The organism is Rhizobium sp. BK512 (assembly GCF_014194915.1).
In the GTDB taxonomy this organism is placed as follows: Bacteria; Pseudomonadota; Alphaproteobacteria; order Rhizobiales; family Rhizobiaceae; genus Rhizobium.
In genome coordinates this window covers 845,575-861,217 of sequence record NZ_JACIAS010000003.1, presented here as the reverse complement: position 1 = coordinate 861,217, position 15,643 = coordinate 845,575, and the positions used below count along the sequence as shown (strand labels likewise).

Below are 15,643 nucleotides of genomic sequence, written 5' to 3'. Positions count from 1 at the left end.
GAATCAAGCCGGATAGCCGGTGAATAACTGATCGAACGTGCCAAACTTGCGCCCCTGACATGACATGCAAGACGATGCATGAGGCAGGACCATAGCTGGCGGTCTATTTGCCAGCATTTAAATTTGACACAACCGACCACCGCTTCGAGATGTCAGCTGAACGACTTGCGATATCCCTGGACCGTCTTCGCAAGACCGTATTGCCTCCTGTCCCGCCGAATGCGCGAGGGCATTTCGGATATCGCCGGCCTTGTGAACGGCGAGGCCGCCCCCGTGAGAAGAGGTTTATTCGGCGACCTACTTTGCTGCAGTCACACGCCAGACGGTGTTGCCGACATCATCGGCAATCAGCAGCCCGCCGGATCTGTCGACGGCAAGGCCGACGGGCCTGCCATGTGCCTGGTCCTCCCCTTGAAGAAAGCCGGTGACGATATCCTGCGGATTGCCGCTCGGCTTACCATTCTGGAAAGGCACGAAAACGACCTTGTAGCCATTGAATTCGTGGCGGTTCCAGCTTCCATGCTCGCCGACGAAAGCACCGCCTCGATATTCGGCCGGGAGGTTGTCAGCCGTATAAAAGGCCATGCCGAGCGGTGCGACATGCGAGCTCAGTGAATAATCGGGGGCAATCGCCTTGGCCACGAGATCTGGCCTCTGCGGCATGACACGCGGATCGATATTCTGGCCGTAATAGCTGTATGGCCAGCCATAGAAGCCGCCATCCCTGACCGATGTCATGTAATCGGGAACAAGATTGGGGCCAAGTTCATCCCTTTCATTGACGACCGTCCAGAGCATATGGGTCTGTGGCTCCCAACTGAGGCCATTGGGATTGCGCAGCCCATCGGCGAATATCCTGAATCTGCCAGTCTGGCGGTCGACCTGCAGAATGGCGGCGCGGTTCTTCTCTGCCTCGATGCCATTTTCAGTGATATTGCTGTTCGAACCAACGCCGACATAGAGCGTGTTGCCGTCTTCGCTGGCGAGGAGGCTCTTCGTCCAGTGATGGTCGATCGGCCCGCCGGGGAGCTCGGTCAGCACGACGCCGGGTTCGGTGATCTTCGTCTCGCCTTGCTGATAGGGATAACGCCTGATGGCATCGGTATCGGCGACATAGAGATCGTTGCCGACGAGGGCCACGCCAAAGGGCGAATTGAGATGGTCGAGGAAGATGTCCTTGACCTCGGCAATACCATCTCCATCGGCGTCGCGCAGCAGCGTAATGCGATTGCTGCCCTCGTTGCTGGAACCACCGCCCGAGGTCGCCATGGATTCGATCCAGCCCATGATAAGATCCTTGGGCCGCTTGATCGATGCAGCCGGAGGCGCAATGGACTCGACTGCCAGGACGTCACCATTCGGTAGCACATAGACCGAGCGCGGATGCTTCAGATCCGTTGCCAGCGCCTTGATCTGCAGCCCGTCCGCGACCTTCGGCGTTTCGCCTTCCTTCCATCCGATGACCGAAGCGACATGCATCGGTGGGACGAGATATTGCGACTGCTCCGGCAGCTTTGGACCTGGGCCGATTTCGCTCGTCGGATTCGGTTCATTGTCACTGCAGGCCGTAAGAACGCAGCTGCCGCACATAAGAAACAAGGCCAAAGCGCCGGAACAGGAAGGGGCAAGAGACCGGGTCATCATTCGAGCCCTCCGATGCGCTGGCGCAGAACAACCCAGCCGAGACAGGCATTGATGACGATCAGCGCGGTTGCAGCGACCGACAGCATCAGCCCTGTCGGCACGACGGATGTCCAGGCATCGCGGCTATGAATGAAGGCGTTGAACAGCGACACCAGGAAAGCTGCGATGTTACCGATGACATAAAGCCATCCCACACCGCGTAGCGGCAGCCGGCCGATGAAGATGTCAACGAGCGCGGCGAGGGCGGCCAGTCCACCGAGCAACAGTCCCGATGCCAGGAGCCAGGCGGAAAAATTGGTCCACATCATCTCTGCCGTTCGCCAATAGGTGATGTCCGTCAGCAGAGCCCCGATAAAGCAGCCGGCTGAACAATGAAGCGGGATCGAGCGCAGAGGTGGCGCCACGATCGAGATGTAGGCGCGTGTGGTCGAATAGGTCATGTTCTTGATCCATAGAGGTCGCCCGGCGTTGGCTTAACCTTCGCCACCTGGAATTGTTCCTCAGCTACAGTTGCTCTAGGAGGTCTTGCGGCATTTTGACCGGAACCGAAGCCGATGATCCGGCGTTGGTTTCAGGTTTTCATAATGAAAGACATTGCCGTGCCCCAGAACCAGCGCGCCGCCGCCGGGCAAGATCAGTCCTCCGGTCCTGCAAAAAACGAAGCCCCGGACCGGGAGGTCAAGAACGAAACGGAAGATGAGAAGCGTCCCTCCATCATCCGGCGCCATCCGATAGCGACCATACTTGTCGTTCTTGCCCTGATCGTTCTTGCTGCCGTCGGCTATTTCATCTGGCTCATCTATTTTCATCCCTACGAAACGACGGACGATGCCTTTGTCGATGCCCGCAGCTTCTCGGTCGCTGCCAAGGTATCGGGTTATGTCTCGGATGTTCCCGTCTCCGATAACAAGCATGTCGACGCCGGCGCGATCATCGCCAAGATCGACCCCCGCGACTATCAGATCGCACTGGATCAGGCCCACGGCCAGGTCGGTGTCGCAAAGGCAGCAATCTCCAACGCCGAAGCGCAGATTGCAGCGGCAGCCGCAGCGATCGACGAGGCCAAGGCACAGCAAACCTCCGCAGAAGCGGCCCTTCAATATGCACAGGATGAAAACGACCGGCAGCAGCAGCTGGTCAAAAGCGGCGCCGGTTCGGAACAGGCCGCACAGCAGGCAGCCTCAACATTGAGGCAAAACAGAGCAAGTACCGCTCAAGCGCAGGCAAGCGTCACCTCGGCCATCAAGAACAAGGCAGCTGCCGAAGCGCAACGGGCCAGCGCCGTCGCCAATCTGCATCAGGCGGAAGCCCAGGTTGAAGCGGCCGAACAGAATCTGAGCTACACGACGATCACGGCCGCGCAGCCCGGCCGTGTCGTCAAGCTCAGTGGCTCGAAAGGGCAATATGTCCAGGCTGGGCAGGCAGTCTCCATGTTCGTGCCCGACGAGATCTGGGTGACGGCCAATTTCAAGGAAACCCAGCTGACGGACATGCGGCCGGGCCAGCCCGTCGATGTGACGATCGACGCCTATCCAGATCATGCGCTTCGCGGCAGTGTCGATTCCGTCCAGCCCGGTTCGGGCACTGCCTTTTCACTGCTTCCGGCTGAAAACGCGACCGGCAACTATGTCAAGGTCACACAGCGCGTGCCCGTCAAGATCGTCGTCGACAACTGGCCGAAGGACGTGGCCATCGGTCCCGGCATGTCCGTGGTGCCAACGGTAACCGTGCGCCCGAGGAACTGACATGACCGAAGCCACGACAGCCGATGGCACGCCGGCATCTGGTGCCAGGATCGCCAATCCGTGGCTGATCGCGCTCGTCGTTTCGCTCGCGACCTTCATGGAAGTTCTGGATACGACGATTGCGAACGTGGCGCTGCGCTACATCTCCGGCGGCCTTGCCGTCAGCGCCGATGAAGCGTCATGGGTCGTCACCACCTATCTCGTGTCCAACGCCATCATTCTCGTCGCCAGCAGTTTCATTGCCAAGCGCTACGGGAGACGGCGCTTCTATCTTCTGTGCCTTGCGACCTTCACCATTGCCTCTCTCTGCTGCGGCCTCGCCTGGAACCTGCAATCCCTGCTGATCTTTCGCATGATCCAAGGCTTCGCAGGCGGCGGCATGGTTCCGATCTCCCAGTCGATCCTCGCCGATTCCTTCCCGCCATCGAAGCGCAGCCAGGCATTTGCACTCTTCGGCGTTGCCGTTGTCGTAGCTCCCGTCGTCGGCCCGACGCTCGGCGGCTACCTCTCGGACAATTTTTCCTGGCACTGGTGCTTCCTGATCAACGGACCCGTCGGCCTCTTTGCCTTCATCCTCGTTTATTTCCTCGTGGACGAACCGGACTCGCTGCGTCAGGAACGCGCGCGGATGCGCCGGAAGGGCGTGCGCTTCGATATTGTCGGCTTCCTGCTGGTCGCGACCTTTCTCGGCGCGCTCGAATTGGTTCTCGACCGTGGTCAGACGGAGGACTGGTTCGACTCGAACTTCATCATTGGTGCGACGGTAATCTGCATCGCAGCTCTTCTTCTTGCGATCCCATGGCTGATGAAAGCGACCAGCCCCGTCGTCGACCTGCACTTGCTGGCAAGCCGGCAATTCGGTTCCTGCTTCATCGTCATGCTGGCAACGGGCGCGATCCTGATCGCCACAACCCAGTTCATTCCGCAGGTCCTGCAGCAGAATTTCGGCTATACAGCGACCTGGGCCGGCCTTGCGCTCTCGCCCGGTGGCCTGGTCACGATGTTCATGATGTTCGTGGCGGGCCGGATCTCCAACAAGGTCCAGCCGAAATATCTGATCGCGATCGGCACGGCGATCATTGCAGCTGCAATGTACGACATGACGCGCCTCAATGCCGATTTGAACTTCGGTTTCTTCGTCTGGTCGCGCATCTATCTCGGCTTCGGCCTTCCGCTGATCTTCATTCCCATGACCGCAGCTTCCTATGACGGCCTCAGGCCGGACCAGACCGACCAGGCATCGGCCCTCATCAATGCGGCGCGCAATACCGGCGGCTCTATTGGTGTTTCAATCGCATCGAACGTGCTTGCCCATCGCGAACAATGGCATCAAAGCCGGTTGGTCGAACACATCATCCCCTCCGACCCCGCCTACAATCATGCGCTGCAGGGGGCGACTCAATATTTTGCCGACAGAGGAAACGGAGCGATCGATGCACAATCGCAGGCCATGGGCTGGATCGGTCAACAGGTGCAGATCCAGGCAAGTTATCTTGCCTATATCGACGTCTTTCACACGTTGATGTGGCTGTCGCTGGCAGTTTTGCCGCTCGCCTTCATTCTGCGCAAGATCGACCTCGGTGAGGGCTCAAGCCACCCGAGCGGGCATTGATCTGCCCGACATCAACAACCTCGTGTATATCCCCTAATCTGGGGGTTCATTCGAATCACCGCATGTACTATGTATGCGACGTGATATTCACACGAGACAGGTACTGATGACCCCAGAAATGTCCGGCTTTGAATGCACCCGCGGCAATGCCGTTTCCGGCAAGCTGAAGCTTTCAAGCAAACTGCCCTATTTCATCGTTGCAGGACTTGCTGTGGCTGTATGGGCGAACTCCAGCGAACGACCGCATGATACGGAAGTTGCAGCCAAGAAGGCCGCGACAGCTTCGCTCGCTCAATAAGCATCGCGATGGCTCGGCCGACGCACATGGCCGCCGAGAGCATTCAGATTTGTCGCTGATAAATCATGGCCAAGCAGGATCCCGCAGTGGATAGCTGCGGGACCTTGCCCGAGTGCGACATCAAATTCTGATGCCGCTCGTCTCATCAAAGAGATGCACCTGTACCGGATCGACAGTGACGCCGATTGTCTGGCCCGGCTGAACCGATCCCCTGCCCGTTTCGACGATCGTCATTTCAGGTGTCGTAGCCGCGGTGATGAAGGTCGATGAGCCCGTGGATTCAACGACCGCGACCGGCACGTCAAAGCTCCCCTGCCCCTGATTGGTGATGCCTATATGCTCAGGCCGGATGCCGGCGGTAACCTTGCGGCCCGGCTGGATCTGATGATCGATGGCAATCTGCTGCCTGACCGAACCGAGATCGAGCGTCAGGCTTTTTCCATCCTCGCCGGCCACGGCCGGAATGAAGTTCATCGCAGGTGAACCAATGAAACCTGCGACGAATTTGTTGGCAGGCCTGTCATAGAGATCAAGCGGACGGCCCTGTTGTTCGATGATGCCGTCGCGCATGACGACGACGTGATCGGCCATGGTCATCGCTTCGATCTGGTCATGCGTTACATAGACCGAGGTCGCGTGCAGACGATCGTGCAGCGCGCGGATCTCCTTGCGCATATGGACGCGCAGCGCCGCATCGAGGTTTGACAGGGGCTCGTCGAAAAGGAACGCCTTCGGGTGGCGGATGATGGCACGGCTCATGGCAACGCGCTGGCGCTGACCGCCGGAAAGCTCACGCGGATAGCGCTTCAGCAGATGCGAAAGGCCTGTGGTGGCAGCGACCTCCTCGGCCGCCTTCTTCGCCTCCGCCTTTGCAACGCCACGCATGCGCAGGCTGTAGGTGAGGTTTTCCTCAACGGTCATATGCGGATAAAGCGCATAGGACTGGAATACCATGGCAACATCGCGTTTACGCGGCGGCACCCCGTTCATCATCTCGCCGGCAATCTTCAGGCTGCCATCGGAAATGGTCTCCAGTCCGGCGAGCGAACGCAGCAGGGTCGACTTGCCGCAGCCGGAAGGGCCAACGAGTGCGACGAAGGTGCCCTTGGCGATGGAAAGGTCGATATTCTTCAAGGCATGGAAGGCGCCGTAATATTTGTTGACGCCGGCAAGCTCGATCTGTGGGGTCATTTGAGGGCTCCCGAAGTGAGGCCGGATACGATGCGGCGCTGCAAGAGAACGAAGATGGCAAGGATCGGCGTCACATACATCGTGGCGTAGGCCATGATGTTGTTCCATTCATTGGTATTCGGCCCCATGAAGGAATTGAGCCCGACGCTTGCCGGCTGAAGCTCGGCGGCCTGGATCATCGACTTGGAATAGACGAACTCGCCGAAGGCCTGCATGAAGATGAGGATAGCGCTGACCAAAATGCCGTTGCGGGCAAGCGGCAGCACGATATTGAAGAAGGCGCCGACACGCGAATTGCCGTCGACGAGCGCCGCCTCTTCGAGCTCCATCGGGACCGCCATAAAGGTGGCGCGCACCAGCACCACGAAGAACGGCATGCTTTTTGCGGCAATGGCGATGATGACGGCAAGCCGCGGATAATTCAGCATGCCGATCTGCGAGAAACCGACAAAGATCGGCGTGATCATCAGCGAAGCCGGCAGAACCTGCAGCATGAGAATAAGAAAGAGGCCGATATCCACCCAGATGTTGCGGTAGCGCGCCAGCACATAGGCGCAGCCAACGCCGAGCACCGTGATGATAACGACAGCGCCAATCGCGATCACCAACGAGTTCCAGAGATAGAGCCCCATGTTCCGGCTTTCCCAGACATAGGTATAGGTGCTCCATTGCGGCGAGGCCGGCCAGAAGCTCGGGGGTGTGGCGAACATCTCCGAGCCGCTTTTCAGCGCCGTGATGTACATCCAATAGAGCGGGAAAAGATAGATCGCCGCCATGATGATGGCGATCACGAGCATCAATCGATTGCGTGCAGTCTCGCTCATCCGCGCACCTCATGGCGGGTTGAGCGCACGTAGACGACAGAGGCGAACATCACGAAGACGATCATGATGACGGAAATGGTCGCGCCCTTGGCGAAATCGTATTGGCGGAAAGACAAATCCCAGGCCCAGTATTGCGTGACGTTGGAGGAATTGTTTGGTCCGCCTGAAGTGATGGCGGCAAAGAGGTCGAACTGCTGCAGCGTGAAGATCAGGCCGAGCGAAATGATGGCGCCAATCGTCGAGCGCATCATCGGCAGCGTGATCGTCCAGAAGCGCTGCCAGGCCGTGGCACCGTCAAGTTCGGCGGCCTCATAGAGATCACCCGGGATCCCGGAGAGACCGACGGACAGCAGGATCATGTTGAAGGACGTGCCCAGCCAGATATTGGCGATGATGACGGCGTAGAGCGAATAGTGCGGGTCCGAGCGCCAGAAGATATTGCCGGAGATGATACCGCTTTCCTTCAGGATGAAGTTCAGCACACCGAAATCACCTGACAGGATCCAGTTCCAGATCGCACCAACGACGAGGCCAGGCATGACCCAGGAGACAAGAAAGAGGCCGCGCAGCCAGGAGGCGCCTGGGAAATTGACCCAGAAGAACAGTGCCAGACCGAAGCCTATCAAGAACTGGCCGGCGATCGAACCGACGACGAAGATCGCCGTATTGTAGAGGATCGGCAGCGTTTCAGGCTGTGCAAAGAGGTCCACGTAATTCTTGAAACCCACCCAGGGGCGCGAGAAGGTACCGAGGCTGAACATGTCAACCTCCTGAAAGCTCATCACCACATTGTAGATGAGCGGCAGGCCTGCCATCAGGAACAGAAAGCCGAGCGGAAAGGCGACGAGCACGATATCGAAACCGCGGCCATCCCTGACGCTGGAAAGGATCCTTCTCATGGGTCCTCCATTGCTCCGAACGGGGCTGCCCGACGCTTTCGCGGGAGACAGCCCCTGCCGGGAGGAAAAGATGGATGGCCGGTGGCCATCCGGTGATGGTTAGCCGAGCACTGCCTTGATCTTGTCGGCAGCCTGATCAAGCGCGTCCTTCGGACTCATCTGGCCGGTGAGTGCGGCCTGAATGGCGTCCTGGATCGCCTTGGAAATCTTCGGCCACTGCGGATGCGGGCCGCGCGGCTTGGCGTATTTCAGCTGTTCGAGGAAGACCTTGAGGGCAGCATCCTTCAACGGCTGGCCGGTCTCGGGGATCGAGATATCGGAACGGGCCGGAAGCTGGCCGAAGTTCTTGAACATCTTGTCGTCCTGCGACGCGAAATATTCGAGCGCCTTGAAGGCTTCAGCCGGATGTTTGCTCGTCGAGAAAACAGCCCAGTTGAAGTCGCCCATGGCCGAGGAACGCTCAGCACCTTCTTTCGGGACCGGCAGCAGAGTGACACCCCAGTCGAACTTGGCTTCCTTCGTCATACGGTCCAGCTCCCACGGACCGGAAATCGCCATGGCAGCGTTGCCGGAATTGAAAGTGCCGGTCGAATCCCACTGGCCACGGGTCAGCGTATCCGGAGAAGCAAGCTTCTCGTCCATGATCGTCTTCCAGACTTCAAGCGCCTTGACCGCACCGTCGGAATTGATGTGTTCATAACTGCCGCCGCCCATCTGCGCCCAGGGCAGGAACTGGAAGGTGCCTTCCTCATTGGCCTTGGCCGAGAAGGCGAGACCATAGACGTTCTTAGCCGGATCCGTCAGCTTGCGGGCATCTTCGACAAGTTCGTCCCAGGTCTGCGGCGGCTTGTTCGGATCAAGGCCTTTCGCCTTGAACATGTCCTTGTTATAGTAAAGCGCGATCGTGTTCGTTGCCTTCGGCACACCGAAATATTTGCCGTCCCACTCGACCGACTTCAGCGGTCCGGGGAAGTAGTTTTCGGGCTTGATGACCTTGGAATTCTTGATCATATCGGTCAGATCAAGGAAGGCGCCGCGCGATGAAAATAGCGCGTGCTCGGGATTGTCGACGGCGATGATGTCGGGAGCCTGGCCGGTAGCATAGGCGCGCATCGCTTCGGTAACGACGTCATCGAACTGGATCAGGCGATATTCGATGGTAATGCCATTGTGCTGGTCATTGAATTCCTTGACCAGGTTCGGCGCCGGCTGGATGTCCTTGTCGAGCGACCACAGCGTCAGCTTGACGTCTTCCGCCTTGGCGGAAAGACCGAAGAGCGAAACGCCAGCAAGCGCCAGCGCACCCAGAACTGCAAATTTGCGGATAGCCATAGTTCTCCTCCTTTGTGGTTATCCCTTGAAATGGCCGGCATGTCCTCCGTGCCGGCCATGTTTCCTCACACCGGATCGATGACGAAATCGCCGCCCCGGGCATGTTTCAGATGATTGAGCGCATAGACCTGACCGGTCATTTCCAGCGCATCACGATAGACCGGGTCATGCCAGCCTTCGATATCGATGGAACCGGACCAGCCGGCGAGCCGCAGCTCGGAAATGATGTCTGTCCAGTTGCTGTCGCCGAAGCCCGGCGTGCGCATGAAGACGAACTTCTCCTTGCCGAAAATACCGTGTTCCTTGATCACATCCCAGCGGATGGTCGCATCCTTGCCGTGGACGTGGAAGATCTTGCTCGCCCACTTGCGGATCTGCGGCAGCGGCTCGATCAGATAGACCATCTGATGGCACGGCTCCCATTCGAGGCCGATATTGTCGTCGGGCGTCTCGTTGAAGATCAGTTCCCAGGCATCGGGGTTGTGGGCAATGTTCCAGTCGCCGGTCGCCCAGTTGCCGTCCATGGCGCAATTTTCGAAAGCGATCTTGATGCCCTTGTCGGCAGCGCGCTTGGCGAGCTCGCTCCAGATCTGCTTGTAGCGCGGCAGACTTTCGGTCAGCGGCTTGTTGCGGATGCGGCCGGTAAAACCGGCAACGCAGGTGGCGCCGAAGTGATGGGCGTTATCGATGCAATCCTTCCACCCCTGCAGCGTCTGCAGGTCGATATCGGTCTCCTCAAGCGGATTGCCGAACATGCCGAGCGTCGAAATGGTGATGTCGCGATCACCGATTGCGTCGACGCTGCGCTTGCCGAGTTCGGCGAGATCCTGGCCATTGGTGGTCTGCCAGAAGAAAGGCTCGAAGCTTTCGAAACCCATATCGGCGATCTGGGCAATGCGCTTGTCGGCGCCGCCCTTGGAGGCGCTGACCATGGTACCGATGCGAATGGCTTTGGCGGGGTTGCTCACGTCATCTATCCTTATGCTGAAATTTCGACGCGACGTCCGGTCTTGGCGCTTTCGATCGCACCGAAGACCATGGCGAGGCTTCTGATATTGTCGGAACTGGCCGTCTCCGGCCGCTTGCCGGTGCGGATCGCTTCGACGAAGCTGGCGATCACGCTGGCATGGCCATGCGTTTCTTCCTCGCGCTCGGGTGCGGGAACCTCCACAGGCGAAAAGCCGTGAAGCAGGCCCGTCTCATTGCCGGAGGTAGCCGCCTTAAATCCGTCCTCGCCATCCCAGGTCAGCATGCCCCTGGAACCGACGATCCGCCATTGGCTTTCCCAGCTCGTGCGCTCACCCTCGGCACACCAGGAGCCGCGATAGGTGAAGACGACATCGTCGGAGAATTCGAAAGTGGCATTGGCCGAGGCACCATGGCGATACCAGGACCCTCTGGGATTACGCTCAACGCAATAGACGGCGAGCGGCTTTTTGCCGGCCACATATCGTGCAGCATCGAAAGTGTGGATCGCCATGTCCAGCAACAGGACATTGTCCATCTCTTCGCGGAAGCCACCGAAATGCGGGGCGATGAAGAAGTCACAATGAATGCCGGTCAACTCGCCGATCGCCCCGCTCTCGACGAAGCGACGCAGGCGGCGCACACCGGATATGAAACGGCGGTTCTGAATGATCGCATGGATCTTGCTGGTCTCGGCGGCAAGATCGATGAGTGCTGCACCTTCAGCAAGCGAGGTCGCCATCGGCTTTTCACTCAGCACATGGCAACCGGCCTTCATGGCCGTCGAGACGACGTTGAAACGAGCGGTCGGGATAACGACATCGAAAACGATGTCTGCTTTGGTTTCGGCGATGACGGCGGCGAGATCAGTGCCGATGCGAGCCGCGCTCAAGCCGAATTCCTCGGCGAGCTTCTCAGCGGCAGCCGGATTGACGTCGACAAGGCCGACGACTTGGATTGCCTCGGCAAGGTCGGGCGTTTCCTTGATAGCACGCAGCCAGCCTTTGGACATAGCTCCGCACCCGCACAGAATGGCATTCAATTTCACGATTTCCTCCAGCGGTGCGCTTCAGATTTCCTCCCGAAACGCCTTCCGTAAACGTTTACGATACTAAGCGGAAACGTTTGCTGCTGTCAATGCCGGCACGGTTGTCTGATTGCTGCGGAAAATCACAATGCGAACGGGCGCTTAGGCAAAAGCTTCGGCAATGCAGCAACAAATTTTTTTTCGGACCGCGCAAAAATACAGTCCGCCGTTACGGCAAATGCTTTCCGTAAACGTTTTCCCATGGCAATAAGATCAGAGGATCCGCCTACCGGAAGAAAGTTTGCAGATGAAGGGTATCCGCCAGCTCGCCGAACATCTCGATATATCGATCGGGACGGTTTCGCGTGCGCTGAACGGCAAGGCCGATGTCAACGAGGAGACCCGCAAGCGCGTGCTGGCCGCCGCCCAAGAATTCGGTTACGTGGCCAATCAATCCGGCCGCAGCCTTCGTCAGGGAACGACCAACGTCATCGGCCTGATGATTGAATCCAGCAAGGAGACGGTCGAAAACAGCGACAACTTCTTCCTCGGCGTCACCGGCGGGCTCCAAAGCGTGTTGTCGCGACATAAACTCGATCTCGTCATGCTGCCCTGCCCCAGCGACGAGGATCCCTACGAGTATCTGAAGCGTATGGTGGCGCGCCGTGTCGTCGATGCCATGATCATCTCCGCAACTCAACGCATCGACAAACGCATCGATTTGCTCGTCAAGGCGAAGATCCCCTTCGTCGCACTCGGTCGCAGCTCTTCCGGCGGCGGCAACTTCACCTGGATCGACCTTGATTTCGAAGGTGTTGCGACCTGCGCCGTCGACCGGCTCGTCGGCAAGGGGCATCGCCGCATTGCGATTGCCGCACCGTCAGGGGAGATCAATCTCGGCTATATCTTTGTCGATGCCTACCGGAAGGCCCTGGAGAAGCACGGTATCGGCTATGATCCGAAGCTGGTGATCCGCGTGAAGTCCAGTGAACAGGGCGGGTATCAAGCCGGCGACGAACTGTTGCGGATCGAGGACAAGCCCACAGCGATCATTTTGATCTACGAACTGATGGCGATCGGCCTCTACCGCCGCCTTGTCGAAGCCGGCATCGTCCCCGGCCGCGATCTCGCTGTTATCGGCTTCCGCGAGGAACCCCGCGCCAGATTCCTGCAGCCGACACTCACCTGCTTCCGCATGTCGCTGCCTGACCTCGGTGCGGCACTTGCCGAAACCTTGCTTGCGGGAATGCCTGCCTATTCGGAAACCTACAGCAACGGAGTGCGTAACCGCATCTGGCCGCTGGAACTTGTGCCCGCGGAAAGTGACGCCTTTTTGATGGAGCCCAGAACGTGACGCAATGGGCGTCACGCCATCCATGTTCGTGATACGAAACCAACGGCTCGGCTAAGAACCGTCTGTCCGGCTGGTTTTACGGTGCAGCAAATCCAATCAGAGTTCGTACCATATCCGCGGGTTATCGCCCGACTGGATCATCAGCCAGCGAAGATCCGTATCCCTCCAGCCCTTGATCACATTCGTGCGGTTGTCGAGCACCAGATCGCCCTGATCGGTCTTGACAACCAGAACCGCGTGTCCTTCACCGTAGGGCGTCTTCGTCACCGCAATCCGCAGTGCCTTCGGCGACCAGCCCATCGCAATGAGATGATCACGCTTCGTCAGCGCGAAATCCTCGCAGTCACCCGATTTCACGTTCACCTGCCAGACATCGCCCTGATCCTGGCTGTCGTTCACCGGGCGGATCGAACGGTTGACCGAGGCATTGACCGATCGAAGCTGCTTGTTCGCGAATTCATTCAGCGAAATTTCCGAAGCTCCACCGCGTGCCTCGCATTCACCGGGGTTTTGCGCGCAGAACATCACATGGGCGAAAGGTGCCGTAGTCCGGCGCTTTTCGGAAATATAGCTGAATGCCGGCGCGGCCTTCAATCCGCGGGCAATACCGGCAGGACCGGCGGCCTGCGCGGTCTGAACCGCAAACAGAGATGCAAGCGTCACCGCAGCAACCAGCGCGTGCTTAAACATTTTCTTACCCCGTTTCGACGACCGCATTGCGGTCGAATATCCATGCCGGTTGAAATCCGGCTTCCATTGGTCGAAGCTCTATCCAGCTTCAGCCAACGACGGGAACATACGGAGGCAGGGCTCTCGATCCGTTTAAATGGCCGCCATGATGAAGAACGGAATAAGAAGCCGCTTTGCGCGCTTTGACGTATAGGTCGACAGCGACCCCTTCAGTTTGTGAGCGCCGACATAGACGAAGACATAACCACTCAGGAACATGAAGAGCGGCATGTGGAAAGCGTAGATCGCCTTACGCAGACCAATAGCCCATACAGGGAAAGCTGCATCATAGGTATGCCCCCAAACGACAAGGATGATAGCCAATCCTTTGAGGCGTTCGATATCACCCAGCCATTTACGCTGAGGCCTTGCCATGGGCTGGGGAGCTGAATCCATTTGCGACGTGTTCGCCGCGTCTTCTTGCTGGGACATATGATCTCTATTTAACATTTGAGATAAAGGCGGGCGTCACCGGGAATATCACGCTGTCAGCTACCTGCAAAGCATAAAGCACCGCAGCGTTCGACCAGTCGGACCCGTGGACAGAAGCCCGACCACCCTTCACCGGCGCATTCGATCACGGCCGAACTGAAGCTCTCCGTCACCAGGCATCGGACTTAGAGACCTCGCCCTCCTCTGTCACGAAAACTTCGCACAGCCTTCAACAAACTGTCTCGTCTGCGCGCTATCCGTCGCCAAAACGGAATGCAATTTTTTTTGCAGAGGAGAAAATTATGTCAAACAAATTGCAGAATACGGCTGCCATCAGCCTTGTCGCTCTGATGTCCATGGTCGGTTCGGCGCATGCCGATACGACCGTGAAGTTCTGGCACAGCTTCAGCAAATCGTCCGGCGAAGCGCTCAACAAGATCATCACCAATTTTGAAGCCGCCAATCCCGGTATTCATATCGAGGGTGAGTTTGTGGGCGATTACAATGATATCGTCGCCAAGCTGCAGGCCGCCATTCCCGCCAACCGCGCGCCTGATGCCGTCATCATGGAAGTCACCCGCTACGGCCTCTTTGCCGATCGCGGCGCCTTGACCGACCTGACACCCTATTTCAACGCCGACCCGCTGAAGGACGACCTTTACGACTACGCACGTGAGGTCGGCGTCTATAACGGCAAGAACTACATCGTGCCGTTCAACTCCTCCACGCCGGTCCTCTATTACAACAAGGACATCCTGGCGCGCGCCGGCTTCACGACGGAGCCGCCGCTGAAGACTTTCGCAGATATTCTTGCCGTTTCGAAGACAATCACCGAGAAGCTCGGCTCGGAAGGCATCACCGGCATTGCAGCCCCTGGCCAGTTTGCGCGCTGGGGTCTCGTCATGTCCAATGACAGCGAGCTCATCGATTCCAAGACCAACGATATCCTGCTCGACTCGCCCAATACGATCGAAGCCTATCAGTGGATGGCCTCGCTCGTGCATGACCAGAAGGTCGCCTCCCCGGATAGCGTCACCGATGAAGATGTCGGCCGCGACGCTTTCTTTGCCGGCAAGGTCGGCATCTCCCTGAATTCGACGGGCGATTACGGCGGTGCCAAGAAGGCGCTCGGTGACAAGCTGGAAGTGCGTCCGATGCCCTGCAACAAGGTCTGCTCGGTTCCGATCGGCGGCGCCGGTATCGGTATCCTCTCAACCTCTTCGAAGGATGTTCAGGACGCCGCTTACAAGTTCATCAGCTACGCTGCTTCGCCGGAAGCCAATTCCATCTGGTTTGCCGCAACCGGCTACCTGCCGATCAACAAGAAGAGCGCCGCCCAGCCGGCTGCCATCGAAGCGCTTGCCAAGAAGCAGGGCATCGACGTCGCCATCAAGCAGCTTGATTTCGCTCATGGCCGTGCCCGTCCGCCCGTCGTCACCTGGATGCGCTCGACCGAATACAAGATGTGGGAAGCCATGGCGCTCGGCCAGCGCGATGTCACGGAAGCGATGACGGATTTTGCCGCGCAGACGCGCGAAGAAGCCAAGCGTTCCAGCAACTGAGCCTCTCACTTCAGCAATACGGCGGGTC

General features: G+C 58.4%; 15 protein-coding genes. 5 read left to right on the top strand and 10 right to left on the bottom strand.

Annotated features, from left to right (window positions below; all coding sequences use genetic code 11):
- Positions 1-297 precede the first annotated feature (297 nt).
- Positions 298-1,641: a PQQ-dependent sugar dehydrogenase gene (locus tag FHX06_RS14890; protein ID WP_183879944.1), complete on the bottom strand. Its 1,344-nt coding sequence runs from the start codon at positions 1,639-1,641 to the stop codon at positions 298-300.
- Entirely contained in the window at positions 1,641-2,084 is a 444-nt protein-coding gene (locus FHX06_RS14885; RefSeq protein WP_113210363.1) for a DUF2231 domain-containing protein, read from the bottom strand. The genes FHX06_RS14890 and FHX06_RS14885 overlap by 1 nt, the downstream gene beginning before the upstream one ends.
- Positions 2,085-2,228: 144 nt before the next feature.
- Between FHX06_RS14885 and FHX06_RS14880 the strand changes: the two genes are divergently transcribed.
- The 3 genes from FHX06_RS14880 to FHX06_RS14870 all read left to right on the top strand — a co-directional run bounded on the left by FHX06_RS14880 (position 2,229) and on the right by FHX06_RS14870 (position 5,299).
- Positions 2,229-3,389 (top strand): HlyD family secretion protein, encoded by a 1,161-nt coding sequence (locus FHX06_RS14880; protein ID WP_113210380.1) that lies wholly within the window; start codon positions 2,229-2,231, stop codon positions 3,387-3,389.
- A gap of 1 nt (position 3,390) precedes the next feature.
- Complete coding sequence (locus FHX06_RS14875; protein WP_113210364.1) at positions 3,391-5,001, top strand: DHA2 family efflux MFS transporter permease subunit; 1,611 nt, start codon at positions 3,391-3,393, stop codon at positions 4,999-5,001.
- A gap of 106 nt (positions 5,002-5,107) precedes the next feature.
- Complete coding sequence (locus FHX06_RS14870) at positions 5,108-5,299, top strand: hypothetical protein (RefSeq protein ID WP_162710117.1); 192 nt, start codon at positions 5,108-5,110, stop codon at positions 5,297-5,299.
- Positions 5,300-5,419: 120 nt separating this feature from the next.
- Here FHX06_RS14870 and FHX06_RS14865 read toward each other — a convergent pair whose 3' ends face one another.
- The 6 genes from FHX06_RS14865 to FHX06_RS14840 all read right to left on the bottom strand — a co-directional run bounded on the left by FHX06_RS14865 (position 5,420) and on the right by FHX06_RS14840 (position 11,559).
- A complete protein-coding gene (locus FHX06_RS14865) occupies positions 5,420-6,490 on the bottom strand; it encodes an ABC transporter ATP-binding protein (protein ID WP_113014342.1) in 1,071 nt (356 codons plus the stop codon).
- Complete coding sequence (locus FHX06_RS14860) at positions 6,487-7,314, bottom strand: carbohydrate ABC transporter permease (RefSeq protein ID WP_112545285.1); 828 nt, start codon at positions 7,312-7,314, stop codon at positions 6,487-6,489. The genes FHX06_RS14865 and FHX06_RS14860 overlap by 4 nt, the downstream gene beginning before the upstream one ends.
- Positions 7,311-8,213: a carbohydrate ABC transporter permease gene (locus tag FHX06_RS14855; protein WP_113202025.1), complete on the bottom strand. Its 903-nt coding sequence runs from the start codon at positions 8,211-8,213 to the stop codon at positions 7,311-7,313. Before FHX06_RS14855 ends, FHX06_RS14860 begins: the two co-directional genes overlap by 4 nt.
- 99 nt (positions 8,214-8,312) lie before the next feature.
- Entirely contained in the window at positions 8,313-9,545 is a 1,233-nt protein-coding gene (locus FHX06_RS14850) for an ABC transporter substrate-binding protein (protein WP_112970280.1), read from the bottom strand.
- Between the two features lie 65 nt (positions 9,546-9,610).
- On the bottom strand, positions 9,611-10,513 hold the full coding sequence (locus tag FHX06_RS14845; protein ID WP_112545283.1) for a sugar phosphate isomerase/epimerase family protein: 903 nt from the start codon (positions 10,511-10,513) through the stop codon (positions 9,611-9,613).
- 11 nt (positions 10,514-10,524) lie between these two features.
- The gene (locus tag FHX06_RS14840) at positions 10,525-11,559 is read right to left on the bottom strand and encodes a Gfo/Idh/MocA family protein (protein ID WP_183879857.1); all 1,035 of its coding nucleotides are present in this window, start codon (positions 11,557-11,559) and stop codon (positions 10,525-10,527) included.
- A 286-nt stretch (positions 11,560-11,845) separates the two neighbouring features.
- On the opposite strand from FHX06_RS14840, the gene FHX06_RS14835 reads away from it, so the two are divergent.
- Entirely contained in the window at positions 11,846-12,892 is a 1,047-nt protein-coding gene (locus tag FHX06_RS14835; protein WP_183879855.1) for a substrate-binding domain-containing protein, read from the top strand.
- A gap of 96 nt (positions 12,893-12,988) precedes the next feature.
- Here the strand turns inward: FHX06_RS14835 and FHX06_RS14830 are convergent, their stop codons facing one another.
- Both FHX06_RS14830 and FHX06_RS14825 read right to left on the bottom strand, forming a co-directional pair.
- Positions 12,989-13,582, bottom strand: coding sequence for a transglutaminase-like cysteine peptidase (locus FHX06_RS14830; RefSeq protein WP_183879853.1), 594 nt, complete (start codon positions 13,580-13,582; stop codon positions 12,989-12,991).
- Positions 13,583-13,714: 132 nt separating this feature from the next.
- Positions 13,715-14,053: an acyltransferase family protein gene (locus FHX06_RS14825; RefSeq protein ID WP_162710116.1), complete on the bottom strand. Its 339-nt coding sequence runs from the start codon at positions 14,051-14,053 to the stop codon at positions 13,715-13,717.
- A 302-nt stretch (positions 14,054-14,355) separates the two neighbouring features.
- Between FHX06_RS14825 and FHX06_RS14820 the strand changes: the two genes are divergently transcribed.
- The gene (locus tag FHX06_RS14820) at positions 14,356-15,615 is read left to right on the top strand and encodes an ABC transporter substrate-binding protein (RefSeq protein ID WP_183879851.1); all 1,260 of its coding nucleotides are present in this window, start codon (positions 14,356-14,358) and stop codon (positions 15,613-15,615) included.
- Positions 15,616-15,643 lie beyond the last annotated feature (28 nt).

Bases quoted from the DNA above. Each gene is read 5' to 3' on its own strand.
- FHX06_RS14865 (WP_113014342.1), bottom strand. From the start codon at position 6,490: ATGACCCCACAGATCGAGCTTGCCGGCGTCAACAAATATTACGGCGCC.
- FHX06_RS14830 (WP_183879853.1), bottom strand. From the start codon at position 13,582: ATGTTTAAGCACGCGCTGGTTGCTGCGGTGACGCTTGCATCTCTGTTT.
- FHX06_RS14820 (WP_183879851.1), top strand. From the start codon at position 14,356: ATGTCAAACAAATTGCAGAATACGGCTGCCATCAGCCTTGTCGCTCTG.
- FHX06_RS14890 (WP_183879944.1), bottom strand. From the start codon at position 1,641: ATGACCCGGTCTCTTGCCCCTTCCTGTTCCGGCGCTTTGGCCTTGTTT.
- FHX06_RS14885 (WP_113210363.1), bottom strand. From the start codon at position 2,084: ATGACCTATTCGACCACACGCGCCTACATCTCGATCGTGGCGCCACCT.
- FHX06_RS14855 (WP_113202025.1), bottom strand. From the start codon at position 8,213: ATGAGAAGGATCCTTTCCAGCGTCAGGGATGGCCGCGGTTTCGATATC.
- FHX06_RS14825 (WP_162710116.1), bottom strand. From the start codon at position 14,053: ATGTCCCAGCAAGAAGACGCGGCGAACACGTCGCAAATGGATTCAGCT.
- FHX06_RS14860 (WP_112545285.1), bottom strand. From the start codon at position 7,314: ATGAGCGAGACTGCACGCAATCGATTGATGCTCGTGATCGCCATCATC.
- FHX06_RS14850 (WP_112970280.1), bottom strand. From the start codon at position 9,545: ATGGCTATCCGCAAATTTGCAGTTCTGGGTGCGCTGGCGCTTGCTGGC.
- FHX06_RS14880 (WP_113210380.1), top strand. From the start codon at position 2,229: ATGAAAGACATTGCCGTGCCCCAGAACCAGCGCGCCGCCGCCGGGCAA.
- FHX06_RS14875 (WP_113210364.1), top strand. From the start codon at position 3,391: ATGACCGAAGCCACGACAGCCGATGGCACGCCGGCATCTGGTGCCAGG.
- FHX06_RS14835 (WP_183879855.1), top strand. From the start codon at position 11,846: ATGAAGGGTATCCGCCAGCTCGCCGAACATCTCGATATATCGATCGGG.
- FHX06_RS14870 (WP_162710117.1), top strand. From the start codon at position 5,108: ATGACCCCAGAAATGTCCGGCTTTGAATGCACCCGCGGCAATGCCGTT.